We start from the raw sequence: 12,754 nt of genomic DNA, 5'->3' as shown, positions 1-12,754 counted from the left end.
CGTTCTCCCCTAGAGCTCTTCGTCCAGCAGCGAGAGAAGCTCTCCGGCTGAAGCCGAACCGATCCGGTCGGCGATGTCGTCCATCGGTCGGTTCCCCGGTGCCGGGCGCAGTCGGCCCTGCAGCCCGCCGAGCAGGGTGGAGATGGCGGACCTGTCCTCGTCGGCGAGATCGACGAGCGCGCCCTCCAGCCGGGCGCCCAGTTCCGCGATCTCCCGGGTCAGGCGCTCGGCCGGGGACCGGCGGTCACCGTCGGAACCGGGGTTGATGCGCGAGTTCAGGAACTGCGCGAGGGTCCGCGGGTTCGGGTAGTCGAAGGCGAGCGTGACCGGCAACTTCAGGCCGGTCACCGCCGCGAGCTTGTTCCGCAGCTCCACCGCCATCAGCGAATCGATCCCGAGGTCCTTGAACGCCACGGCGGGACCGACGCGTCCGGTCCCGGTATGGCCCAGGACCACCGCGGTCTGCGCCCGAACCGCGTCGAGCAGGGCCTCCTGCGCGTCGTCCGGCGGCAGCGACCTGAGCCGCCGGGCGATCGCCGCATCGGTGTCCTCCCGGCCCTGCGGACCGCCGGGGCCGGGAGGCAGGGCGGTGTGACCGCGCAGCAGCGGTGAGGGCGCCGGGCCGGCGTGCGGTGCGCCGGGCACCGGAGGGTTCAGCCGGGCCGGCACCAGGACCGGCTCCGCGCGCGCGATCGCCGCGTCGAAGAGCGCAAGCCCCTCGTGCGGGGCCATCGGCCGCACGCCCTGCCGTTGCAGGCGCGCGATGTCCGCGTCGCCGAGGTCGGCGCCGAGCTCGCTGTGCTGCGCCCAGTACCCCCAGCACAGCGAGCCGGCGGCCAGTCCCTCGGCGTGGCGGGCCTCCGCCAGCCCGTTGAGGAATCCGTTGGCCGCGGCGTAGTTGGCCTGTCCGGCCGTCCCCAGCACGCTGGCGATCGAGGAGAACAGCACGAACGCGGTCAGGTCCAGGTCCCTGGTCAGCTCGTGCAGGTGCCAGGCGCCGCGGGTCTTCGGCGCCAGCACCGCGTCCAGACGGTCCGCGGTCTGCGCCGCCACGACGCCGTCGTCCAGCGCGGCCGCGCAGTGGATCACCGCCGTCAGCGGGTGCTCCTTCGGCACCGCGGCGATCAGGTCGGCGACCGCCGTTCGGCTGGTGACGTCGCAGGCGACCGTCTCGACGTGGGCTCCCGCCGCGGTCAGCTCCTCCCGCAGCGCTGCCGCCGCGGGAGCGGCCGGCCCCCGCCTGCTGGCCAGCAGCAGCCGGCGCACCCCGTACCGGTCCACGAGGTGACGGGCCAGCGTCGCCCCCAGGCCGCCCGTGCCGCCCGTGATCAGCACCGTTCCGGAGCCGAGGGCGGGGACGTGCTCCCCCTGGCCGGGAGACCCGGGGGCGGGCGCCAGCCGCGGTGTCGACACGACGCCGGCCCGGATCTTGAGCTGGGGCTCCCCGGTCGCGGCGGCCGCCGGGACGAGGGCCCACGAGGCCGCCCGCTCGTCGGTGTCCACGAGGACGAACCGGTCCGGGTTCTCGGTCTGCGCAGTGCGCACGAACCCCCAGATCGCGGCCGCCACCGGGTCGGGCCGGGGCACCTGCTCGTCCTGGACCGCGTCCCGCGTCACGACGAGCAGCCGCGCGTCAGCGAATCGGTCGTCGGCGAGCCACTCCCGCGTCCACCCCAGCACCTGGTGGAGGGTCCGCTCGGCGACGGCCGGCAGGTCGTCGCCGCCCGCGTCCGCCCGGCCCACGAAGACGATGACGACGGGCGGGACGGCCCGGCCGCCGGCCGCGAGTTCCGCGAGGTCGGAGACGGCCGTCGCGCCCGCTCCGAGCGAGGCGACGAGCCCGGCGGGCGCTCCCACCACCGCGTACCGGGCCGGGGCCGTGCCGGGCGGGACCGGGTGCGCGGCCCACGCGACCCGGAAGAGCGCGTCCCGCGGGTCGAAGCCGGGGTCGGCCGACAGGCGTCGGCCGGCCACCGCCGCCGCGCGCCCGGTGTCGTCGGGGAGGTCCGGCACGGTGCCGGGCAGCGGGTGGTCCGACGTGCTCCCTCCGGTGTTCTCGCGGGGCGCGTCCAGCCAGTAGCGCCGCCGCTGGAAGGCGTAGGTCGGCAGTTCCACCCATCGGCCGTCCCACTCCGGGAACGCCGCCCGCCACGACACCGGGACGCCGTTCACGAAGGCCTCGGCCGCCGAGCGGTACAGCCGCGCGGGGCTGCCGTCGCCGCGGCGCAGCGTGCCCACCACCACGCCGTCGGTGCCCGGGGTGCCGTCGACCGTCTCCTGGATGTTGATCGTGAGCAGCGGGTGGGCGCTGATCTCGATGAACGCGGTGTGCCCCGGTTCGAGCAGGCGCCGCAGGGTGCTGTCGAAGCGGACCGGTTCCCGCAGGTTGCGGAACCAGTAGGCGGCGTCCAGCCGCGCGGTGTCGATCGGCTCGCCGGTCACCGTCGAGTAGAACGTCACCGATGAGGACACCGGGGTGACCGGGGCCAGTTCCTCCTGGAGCCGGTGCTCGAACCTGTCCAGCAGCGGCGAGTGCCCGGGAACGCTCGCCGGGATCCACCGGGCGCGGACGCCCTGTGCCTCGCAGGCCGCGAGCAGTTCCCTGACCGCCGTGGTCTCACCCGAGACCGCGGTGGAGAAGGGGCCGTTGACCGAGGCGATGACGGCCCGTGACCCGAGCCGGTCCAGCAGCTCGCGCACCCGGTCCTCGGGCGCCACGATCCCGGCCATGCCGCCCTCGGCGGCCGTCGTGGCCAGCAGCCGGGAGCGCAGGGCCACCACCCGGGCCGCGTCCGGCAGGGTCAGGGCGCCGGCCACGCAGGCCGCGGCGATCTCCCCCTGGGAGTGGCCGATCACCGCGTCCGGCGTCACGCCCAGCGCACGCCACACCCGGGCCAGTGCCACCATCACGGCGAACATCACCGGCTGGACGACGTCGACGCGGTCCAGGTCCGCCGCCTCCGGCCCTCCGCACACGGTGTCGATCAACGACCAGGACACCCACGGCTCCAGGGCACGCGCGCACGCGCGCAGCTCCTCGGCGAACTCCGGTGACGAGAGCCAGAGTTCGCGCCCCATGCCGGCCCACTGCCAGCCCTGGCCGGGGAACACGAACACCGTCCTGCCCACGGGCTTCGCGACGCCGCAGACCACGCCGGCGGCGCTGCGGTCGCCTTCGGCGGCGGCGGTCAGGCCGGCGAGCAACCCGTCCCGGCCGGTGCCGACCACCACCTGACGGTGCTCGAACAGCGCTCGCGTCGTCACGAGCGAGTTCCCCACCCCCGCGAGCGGCAGGTCCGGGTCGGCGGCCACCCGGTCCCGCAGCCGGGCCGCCTGCCGGCGCAGTGCCTCCTCCGAGCGGGCCGAGAGCACCCACGGCACCGCTCCCGGGGCTCCGGTGGGCACCCGGGTGTCGACGGGGTCCGCGGCCGCGGGGGGCGGGGTGGAGTCCTCGTCGGGGGCCTGCTCGATGATGAGGTGCGCGTTCGTTCCGCTGACCCCGAAGGCGGACACGCCGGCGCGCCGCGGCCGGCCCGGGGCGGCGGGCCACCGCCTGGCCTCGGTCAGCAGTTCCACCGCTCCCGACGACCAGTCGACATGCGGGGTCGGGCGGTCCACGTGCAGGGTCCGGGGCAGCACTCCGTGACGCATGGCCATGATCATCTTGATCATGCCGCCGACGCCCGCGGCCGCCTGGGTGTGGCCGATGTTCGACTTCAGCGAGCCCAGCCACAGCGGGCCGCCGGGGCCCCGGTCCTGCCCGTAGGTGGCCAGCAGAGCCTCCGCCTCGATGGGGTCGCCCAGCCGCGTGCCGGTCCCGTGCGCCTCCACCGCGTCCACGTCCGCGGGCGACAGCCGGGCATCGGCCAGGGCCGCCCGGATGACCCGCTGCTGGGCCGGTTCGCTCGGTGCGGTCAGCCCGTTGGACGCCCCGTCCTGGTTGACCGCCGAGCCCCGGATCACCGCCCAGATCCGCCGTCCGTGGCGCCGCGCGTCCGAGAGCCGCTCCAGTACCAGCACGCCCGCGCCCTCGCCCCAGACAGTCCCGTCGGCCGCCTGGGCGAACGGCTTGACCCGCCCGTCGCCGGACAGGCCGCGCTGCCGGGCCCCCTCCACGAACAGTCCCGGGGTGGACAGTGCCGTCACCCCTCCGGCCAGCGCCAGCGTGCACTCCCCGGAACGCAGCGAGCGCACGGCCTGGTGGACGGCGACCAGCGACGACGAGCACGCGGTGTCGAAGGACAGCGCCGGGCCCTGAAGGTCCAGCACGTACGCCACCCGGCCCGAGGCCACGCTGGTGTGCGTCCCCGCGATCCTCAGGCCCTCCACCTCACCGGCGGCCCCGCCGCCCATCCTCGGGCCGTAGTCGACCCCGTAGATCCCGGTGAACACCCCGGTCGCCGAGCCGCGCAGCCCCGCCGGGTCGATGCCCGCCCGTTCCAGCGCCTCCCACGACGTCTCCAGCATCAGCCGCTGCTGCGGGTCCATGGCCAGCGCCTCGCGCGGGCTGATCCCGAAGAACCCCGCGTCGAACTCCGTGAGGTCGGGCAGGAACCCGCCGGTTCGCAGATACGTCCTTCCGCGCGCCCCGGGGTCCGGGTCGTAGATCCCCGGGTCCCATCCGCGGTCCGCAGGGAAGGCCCCGATCGCGTCCACACCACCGGAAACGACGGACCACAGCCCTTCGGGCGAGGTCGCTCCCCCGGGGAAGCGGCACCCCACGCCCACCACCGCGACGGGCTCGCGAGCGGACTCCTCCAGCTCGCGCACCCGCTCGCGCAGGGCCTGCGCGTCACTGACGGCGCGTCGAAGATAGGACCGGAGCTTGTCGGTGTCCCCCACCAGGGCCTCCCTGAACGGTCGCTCGGACGAAGACGCGGTGCTACGCGTATCCGCGCTCGATCAATTCGTACAATTCGTCATCGCTACGGCCTTCCTGATCCGCGTCCCCCGCCGTCGCCGGGAGGTCGGCAGCCTCCGGGGGGTCGGCCGCCTCCGGGCTGTCGGCCGCCTGCGGGGCGAGGAGGGAGAAGATGTGGCGGCTGAGCTTGCGCGGAGTGGGGCGGGAGAACGCGACGGTGGCCGGGAGGCGCACGCCGGCCGCCGCGGTGAGCCGGTTGCGCAGCCGCACGGCCGTCGACGAGTCGAGCCCCAGGTCCTTGAAGGACACGTCCGGCCGCGCCGCGAGGTCCGCGCCCGTCGGATCCGCACCGGCCCTGCCCAGCACCGCCGCCGTTTCGGCGCACACCAGGTGGAGGACCGACCGTTCCGAGTCCAGTTCCGTCGCCGTGGTGCCGGTCTCGTCGGGCGCCGTCAGCCAGTACCGCTGCCGCTGGAACGCGTAGAGCGGAAGGGCGGTCCGGCGCGGCCGGTGTGCGTCGAACACCGGCTCCCAGTCCACCGGCACACCCCGCACGTGGAGTTCGGCCAGCGACGCCAGGACATCGCCCGTGCCGCCGTCGTCCTTGTGCAGGGTGCCCACCACCGTCGGCGAGGCCGCCAGCGCGTCGGCGGTCTCCGCCATCGCCACCTCGAGCAGCGGATGCGGACTGACCTCCACGAACACGCCGCCGCGGTCACGCATCAGCTTCTCGACGGCCTCCCCGAAGAGCACGGTGGAGCGCAGGTTGTCGTACCAGTACGAGCCGTCGAGCGCACGGGTGTCGAGCGGTCCGCCGGTGACCGTGGAATGGAACTCCACCGTCGAACTCCGTGGCGTCAGGGCCGCGGTGGCCTCCTGCACACGCTCGCGGACGCGTTCGACGTGGTGGGAGTGCGACGCGTAGTCCACCCTGACCCGTCGCACCCGGACGCCCTCGGCGTCCGCCATCGCGGCGAACTGCTCCAGTGCCTCGCCGTCCCCGGAGACCACCACCGACGCCGGCCCGTTGACCGCCGCCATGGAGAGCCGCCCGGACCACCGCCCCAGCCGGTCCCGGACCCACCGCGGTGACGCGGACACGGCGCTCATCCCGCCGCCCAGGCCGGACAGCCCGGTCAGCGCCCGGCTGCGCAGGGCGACCAGCCGCGCCGCGTCCGCGAGCGGGAGCGCGCCCGACACGCACGCCGCAGCGATCTCGCCCTGCGAGTGCCCCACCACCGCGTCGGGGACCACTCCCAGCGACCGCCACACCTGCGCCAGCGACACCATCACCGCGAACAGCGCCGGCTGGACCACGTCCACCCGGTCCAGCGACGGGGCCGTCGGAGCGCCGGTCACCACGTCCACCAGCGACCAGCCCACCCACGGCGCCAGGGCCCGCGCGCACTCGTCGATCCGGTGCGCGAACACCTCCGACTCCGCGTACAGCCGCCTGCCCATGCCCGCCCACTGGGCCCCCTGGCCCGGGAACACGAAGACGACCGGACCCGTCGGCCCCGCGGCCCTGCCGCGCGCCACCCGCGCCGGGTCCCCGCCCGCCGCCACCGCGTCCAGGGCGGCCAGCGACTCATCACGACCGCCTCCCAGCACCACCGCCCGGTGCTCGAACGACGACCGCGTCGACACCAGCGAGTGCGCCACGTCGGCCGCCGTCAGCGACGGGTCCGCGGCCACGAAGTCCCGCAGCCGCGCCGCCTGTTCCCGCAGCGCCGGCTCCGAGCGCGCCGACAGCACCCACGGCAGCACCGCGGAGCCGCCGGTGGCGGCCGTGCCCGCCGTGGGACGGGCAGCCACCCGCTCCTCGGGCGCCTGTTCGAGGATCACGTGCGCATGGGTGCCGCCCATCCCGAACGCCGACACCCCGGCCCGCCGCGGTCGGCCGGGCGCACCCGGCCAGGGCCGCGCGGCGCGCAGGACCTCGAAGTCCTCGTGGAAGTCCGCGACGGCGGGGTTGGGCGAGCGGTGGTTCAGGCTCGGAACCAGCTGCGCGCGGTCCACGCAGAGGGCCGCCTTCACGAAGCCGGCGATCCCCGCGGCCGGCTCCAGGTGCCCGATGTTGGTCTTCACCGACCCGATCACCAGGGGACGGCTTCGGCCGCTCTCCCGGGCCACCTCGCGCAAGCCGGACAGCTCGGCCGGGTCGCCGAGCCGGGTCCCGGTGCCGTGGGCCTCGACGTAGTCGACACCGTCGAACGGGACGCCCGCGCCGCGCAGGGCGGACAGCACGGTCGCCGCCTGCGCACCGGGGCTGGGATCGGGCATCCGCGTGGACGCGCCGCCGCTGTCGACGCTCCAGCCGCGCACCACCGCGTAGACGTGGTCACCGTCGCGCACGGCGAGGTCGCACCGCTTCAGCAGGACGAAGGCCCCGCCCTCGCCCCGGACGAAGCCGTTGGCCCGTTCGTCGAAGGAGTAGCAGCGACCGTCGGGCGACAGGACGCCCAGGTTCGCCAGGCCGAGCCCCGTCCGCGGATCGGCGATCAGGTGCACGCCGCCCACGATCGCCATGTCGACCGCGCCGCCGCGGATCCGGTCGCACGCCAGCGCCAGCGACACCAGCGAGGAGGACTGGCCGGAGTCCGCGCAGAAGCTCATGCCCCTGACGTCGAACAGGGCCGAGATCCGGTTGGCGATCAGCGCGCCGCTCGAACCGAGCGCGGCGTAGTGGTCGTCACGGTCTGCGCCGGACAGCCTGCGCAGCGCCTCGTACCCGGAGGGCGCGGCGCCGACCACGACGTCGACCACGCGGCCCGCGAGCGCGGTCGCCGGGACGCGGGCATCCTCGACGGCCTCCCAGGCGAGCTCCAACCCCAGCCGCTGGACCGGGTCCATCGCGGCCGCCTCCGCCGCGGACGTGCCGAAGAACTCCGCGTCGAACCCGTCGACGGAGTCGAAGAACGACCCCGAGTCCAGCACGGCCGCGTCCGCATGGGACGGGGACCGCGGGTCGGTCGCCCGGCTCCCGGGGAACCCCGCGACGGTCGACCTGCCCTCGTGCAGCAACCGCCAGAACTCCCCGGGGTCGTGCACTCCGGGAAAGCGGCAGGACATCCCGATCACGGCGATGTCGGTGGCTGCGCTGCTCATGCGCCCCCCTTCCGGTCTCCTCGGCGCACGACTGGTGCCGGCTCCGCTGCGCTCACCGCCAAGAGGTCAACGCCTCCCGCAGGTCGGCGGGGGCGGTCGTGAAGTCGTGCTGCCCGCCGCCGACCACCCGGAAGTCGACCGAGTCCGAGTACCGCCGCCACCCCTGGAGCCGGTCGAGGCCGACCTCGGGGTCGTCCCGCCAGTGCAGCACCACGACGGGGCAGTCCACGGCAACCGGCTCCACCCGCCGGTACGCCCGCGCGGCGGCGAGATCGCGCAGCAGCAGGGCCAGGCCCATCTCGACCATGTCCGGCCGTGGTTCGATCCCCCGGCCGCGGAGCACCGATTCCAGCTCCTCGCGCAGCTCGGCCTCGGTCATGGCGAGCATCCGGTCGGACGCGGCCTCGTGCGGCGCCACCTGGCCCGACACGAAGAGGCACACCGGCCGGGGCAGTCCCCGTTCGGCGAGCCGCAGCACGGTCTCGAAGGCGGGCAGCGCGCCCGCGCAGTGCCCAAAGAACGCGAACGGCCGGTCGAGCCGCGGCTCCAGTGCTTCGACCAGGCTCTCGGCGAGGTTCTCGTAGGTGCCGTAGTGGGGCTCGGTCATCCGGTTCTCGCGGTCGGGGAACTGCACCGGGCAGACCTCGGCGTCGCCGACAGCGACCGGCCAGCCGCTGAAGGCCGAAGCCCCGGCCCCGGCGTAGGGGAAGCAGAAGATCCGGGCGGGATGCCCGGTGGACGGCGGCCGGACGAACCACGGGGAGCGGACGTCGGCGGAGCCGGGGGTCATGGCGTCCTCCGTTTCCGGGCGACGAGGGGCAGATGGGTCATCCCGGCGATGAAGTACGACCGCAGGTGCTGCGGTTCGCCGGCGAGCTCGATCGATCCGAACCGCTGGAGCATTTCCTCGAAGAAGATCCGCAGGGTCATCCGGGCCAGCGGAGCCCCGATGCAGTAGTGCGGCCCGAACCCGAAGGCGACGTGGCGGTTCCGGCTTCGCGTGACGTCGAACCCGTGCGGATCGGTGAACTGGGACTCGTCCCGGTTGGCCGACCCGATCCATGCGACGACCGCACCCCCGGCCGGGACGGTGCCCCCGCCGATCCGGGTCGCGCCCGTCGCGTACCGCATGAAGTTGCACGCGGGCGACGTCCAGCGCAGCCCCTCCTCGACCAGGCCCGCCACCAGCGACGGGTCGGCCTGCGCCTTCGCGAACTGCTCGGGCCGCTCCACGAGCGCGAGCACCGTGCCCGAAACGGTGTGCGGCGTCGTGACGTTGGCGCCCAGGAGGATGCTGTATCCGTCGTAGGCGATCTCCTCATCGGTCAGCGGCGCGCCTCCCACGCGGACGTTCATGAGGTGGTCGAGCAGGCTCCCGTCCGCGCCTCCGGCCGACCGCCGTCGCCGGACCCACGCGGTGACGTAGGCGAGGAGTTCGTGGTGCGCGATGGCGAGCGTCGCGGCCTGGCTGCCGTGCTGGAAGTGCGGGTCGCTCGGGGCCGTCACCATCGCCGTCAGCTGCACGAGCTCGGCCCAGTCCCGCTCCGGGATCCCCAGCAGCGGCCCCGTGACCATCGCCGGGAGGAGCAGCGCCTGCTCGGCCAGGTCCCAGTCGCCGCCGCCGAGCGCCGGTTCGAGGAATCGCACGACCGCCTGCCGGATCCGGTCCTGCCAGCCGGCCACGGCCCGCGCGGTGAGCCTGGCGCCGATCGCCCGGCGGACCTCGGTGTGCCGCGGCGGGTCGGTGGACGTCATCAGCAGGCCCGCGGCGACGTCGTCCGTCCCGAGGTGGGTGACCACCGTGCCTCGCTCCGAGGTGAACTCCCGGTGGTCGCCCAGGACCCGGCAGACGTCCTCGTAGCGGGTCACCGACCAGAACTCCCGGCCGTCGGGCAGGACCTGGTGGTGCAGGGGCGCCCGCGCCCGCATCGCGTCCCAGATCGGGTGCGGATCGCCCGAGGTGTAGAGGTCCAGGTCGAACAGGTCCACCCGGCCGAGGTCGAGGTCGGGGTCCGGCCCGGCGCCCGGCGTCAACCTCACGTCCTCGCCCTCTCACGCTCGATCAGCTCGGCGACCCCAGCCGGGGTCTGCGCCAGGTAGAAGCCGCGCACGGACAGCTGGACGCCGTACTCCTGGGCCACCCGGTCGATGATCTTTATCCCGATCAGCGAATAGCCGCCCAGCTCGAAAAAGTCGTCGTCCGCCGAGACCACGCCGCCGTTGAGGTACTCCCCCCACAGCGCCGAGATCTCCTGCACGAGGGCCGCCGGCGCACCGGAAGTCGCGGCCTGTGGTTCTGACGCCTCGTCCTGACCGTCGCGCCGGTCGACCTGGGGCCCGAGTTCCATTGCCCGCCTTTCCCCTTTTCCACTGTCCCGGCAGCGGGACGGTACGGACCGCCTGCCGGCCACCGGTTGTCCCGCCGACAGGACAGGAGTGACTCCGTCGATCCTGTACCGGCCCCGACGCCGGTGTCACCGTCCCGCGACGGCGGTGTCCCGGCGGTCGGCGGGCGCGGGCCCGCCGACCGGCCTGGTGCGCAATCACACCATTGCCACGGATTTACCCGACGAATTACGGTGACGGCTCGGAGTGACGTCCGGCGGCGTCCGGGCGCTTCAGACAATCATGCGCCGAAGGGGATTTCGTTGCTCAATTCGCAACGGCTTGCGGTACTGCCCATCGACTCGTACGACCTGGATTCCGAGTTATCGGTCGTGGACGGCCACGAATACAAGGGCGAGTACGACGCCCTCACCTTCGGGGAGTGGTCGTGCCACGTGCTGGCGAACGGCAGCGGCACCGCTTCCGACATCGCCTTCCGGCCCCACGGCGACCGGCTCGCGCTCACCGAACTGGGCCGGCGACTGCCCGGGATCATGTCGTTGGTGACCAATCACTTCTCCCTCGACCGGCTGCAGTGGGTGCGCATCTTCAGCCTGCGCGACGGGCTCATGGCTCCCCATGTGGACTTCCTGGAATTCTCCGAGGCGGGCACCAGGCTGCAGATTCCGCTGCGCACCACCGAGGAGTCCCTGCATTCCGAGAACGACATCGTCTACCACCTCCGTCGCGGTGAGGTGTGGAAGATCCACGCGACCGTTCCGCATTCGGCGGGCAGCACCGCCCGGACCGCCCGGCTCAACCTGTGCCTCGACTTCGCGGACGCCGACGAGCCGGTCGCGATCCACGGCGACGTTCCCGCGACCGAGCCGATCCGCATCATGGATCGGCCCGAGCCGACCGAAGCCGAGCTCGAGGAGCTGCTGGACTCCTGCCGGAACCTGACCCCCGCGACCATGCGGTCGGGCTTCCGCCGGTTCGCCGAGCTGCACTTCACGCGGAACGTGCACGCCACCGCGGTCTTCGACCGGTACGTGGAGGCCGCGCGGCGCTCCGGGGACGAGGAGATGGTCGCGAAGGCCCGGGCCTACCGCACGTACTGCATCGAGAAGCGGAGCGACGGGGAGACGTTTGAGTGGTGAAGGGCCACGGGCCTCCTGCCCCTCCTCTCACTGTTCGTGCACCGTGCGGCACCGCGGGAGCCGACAGGCGGCAGCCGTGGCGCTCCGTTGGAACCCGTTCGCACGGGAAGCACCTGACACCTGAGAAGGAGCTGACACATGAACACCCTTGGCGATGGCGTCCTGGAGCAGGCCGCGGCGGAGTACGCCGAACAGGGCTTCTCCGTCATCCGCGACGTCGTACCGCCGGAGGTCCTGGAGGAGGTGCGGGCCCACGTCGAATGGCTCACCCGCAAGTACCCCGACCTGCGGCCCGAACACTTCCACCACCCGCTGATCCGCAATGACGCCTTCTGGGCACGGCTGGTCTCGGACCCCCGCCTGGTGGACATCGCGGAGTTCTTCCTCGGCCCGGACCTGGCCTGCTTCACCGCCCACTACATCTGCAAGCCCCCGCACGACGGCCAGCCGGTGCTGTGGCACCAGGACGGTGCGTACTGGGCACTGGAGCCGATGGAGGCGCTGACGGTCTGGCTGGCCGTGGACGAGAGCACCACCGAGAACGGCTGTCTGCGGATGATCCCCGGCAGTCACCGGCTGCCGCTGCACAAGCCGTCGTCCCGCACGGACAAGCCCAACATGCTGTTCTCCACTTCCGACGAGGACCTGGTGGAGGAGTGGGTGCGCAAGGCCGGCGTCGTGGACATCGAACTCCGGCCGGGTGACGTCTCGATCCACCACCCCCACCTGCTGCACTGCTCGGAGGCGAACACCTCCCCCAAGCGACGCTGCGGCCTCGACATCGGTTACATCTCCACGACCACGCGGATCCGCAGCGAGGGGATCTACCTCGACCCCCTGCTCGTGCGCGGAGCCGACACCGACGGCCTCAACGGCTACCGCCGGTTCCCCGCCTACCAGGAGAACGAGACGATCCCGTTCGCCGGGCAGGACGGGTGGAACGAGAAGGTGGCCCGGCTCAACGGGGCCCTGGCGCCGCGTTCCGGCGGCTTCCCCGAGGAGAGCCCGATCGAGACGACCCGGCACATGATCGACCGGCTGCGCGAGGGCACCGTGAAGAACTGATCCGCACGACGGCGTGGACGCGCCGGCGGGTCGCCTCCGGGCGGCACCGCCGGCGCGTCCGTCTGCATCCCCACCGGCTTCTCCAGCGGCTTCTCCGCCGGTGGCGAAACCCCGCGGAACCGCGCGGAACACCTGAGGCGGGGGGCGCAAACACCGAGTTCGGCAAGGGGCGCTAGGGGGTTTTCGGACGGGGCGCAAACACGCAAACCGAAACAGGGTTGCAAACGGGCAACAC

The 12,754-nt window shown here is 73.5% G+C and carries 7 protein-coding genes; 2 read left to right on the top strand and 5 right to left on the bottom strand.

The features are described from left to right. Positions 1–9 precede the first annotated feature (9 nt). From AB0O11_RS36485 to AB0O11_RS36465, 5 genes are read right to left on the bottom strand one after another with little or no spacing between them, the layout of a single operon-like run. Positions 10–4,842 carry a type I polyketide synthase gene (locus AB0O11_RS36485; protein ID WP_363395995.1) on the bottom strand — a complete coding sequence of 1,611 codons (4,833 nt, stop codon included), beginning with the start codon at positions 4,840–4,842 and terminating at the stop codon, positions 10–12. A 40-nt stretch (positions 4,843–4,882) separates the two neighbouring features. Beyond that, entirely contained in the window at positions 4,883–7,969 is a 3,087-nt protein-coding gene (locus tag AB0O11_RS36480; protein WP_363395992.1) for a type I polyketide synthase, read from the bottom strand. Positions 7,970–8,021: 52 nt separating this feature from the next. Beyond that, the gene (locus AB0O11_RS36475) at positions 8,022–8,759 is read right to left on the bottom strand and encodes a thioesterase domain-containing protein (RefSeq protein WP_363395989.1); all 738 of its coding nucleotides are present in this window, start codon (positions 8,757–8,759) and stop codon (positions 8,022–8,024) included. Further along, on the bottom strand, positions 8,756–10,009 hold the full coding sequence (locus AB0O11_RS36470) for a cytochrome P450 (protein WP_363395986.1): 1,254 nt from the start codon (positions 10,007–10,009) through the stop codon (positions 8,756–8,758). The genes AB0O11_RS36475 and AB0O11_RS36470 overlap by 4 nt, the downstream gene beginning before the upstream one ends. Beyond that, complete coding sequence (locus tag AB0O11_RS36465) at positions 10,006–10,317, bottom strand: phosphopantetheine-binding protein (RefSeq protein WP_363395983.1); 312 nt, start codon at positions 10,315–10,317, stop codon at positions 10,006–10,008. Before AB0O11_RS36465 ends, AB0O11_RS36470 begins: the two co-directional genes overlap by 4 nt. Before the next feature lie 300 nt (positions 10,318–10,617). Here AB0O11_RS36465 and AB0O11_RS36460 point away from each other — a divergent pair, with 300 nt between their 5' ends. Then, positions 10,618–11,454 carry a putative nonproteinogenic amino acid hydroxylase gene (locus AB0O11_RS36460; protein WP_363395980.1) on the top strand — a complete coding sequence of 279 codons (837 nt, stop codon included), beginning with the start codon at positions 10,618–10,620 and terminating at the stop codon, positions 11,452–11,454. A 138-nt stretch (positions 11,455–11,592) separates the two neighbouring features. Then, positions 11,593–12,519, top strand: a complete 927-nt coding sequence (locus AB0O11_RS36455) for a phytanoyl-CoA dioxygenase family protein (protein ID WP_363395977.1) — start codon at positions 11,593–11,595, stop codon at positions 12,517–12,519. Positions 12,520–12,754 lie beyond the last annotated feature (235 nt).

This window comes from Kitasatospora sp. NPDC093102 (assembly GCF_040683915.1).
Lineage (GTDB): Bacteria > Actinomycetota > Actinomycetes > Streptomycetales > Streptomycetaceae > Kitasatospora.
Note: the sequence above shows the minus strand (reverse complement) of the source record. Positions and strands in the feature narration are given on the sequence as shown.

Excerpts from the sequence above, each read along its gene's own strand:
- AB0O11_RS36480 (WP_363395992.1), bottom strand. The coding sequence starts at position 7,969 with ATGAGCAGCGCAGCCACCGACATCGCCGTGATCGGGATGTCCTGCCGC.
- AB0O11_RS36475 (WP_363395989.1), bottom strand. The coding sequence starts at position 8,759 with ATGACCCCCGGCTCCGCCGACGTCCGCTCCCCGTGGTTCGTCCGGCCG.
- AB0O11_RS36465 (WP_363395983.1), bottom strand. The coding sequence starts at position 10,317 with ATGGAACTCGGGCCCCAGGTCGACCGGCGCGACGGTCAGGACGAGGCG.
- AB0O11_RS36455 (WP_363395977.1), top strand. The coding sequence starts at position 11,593 with ATGAACACCCTTGGCGATGGCGTCCTGGAGCAGGCCGCGGCGGAGTAC.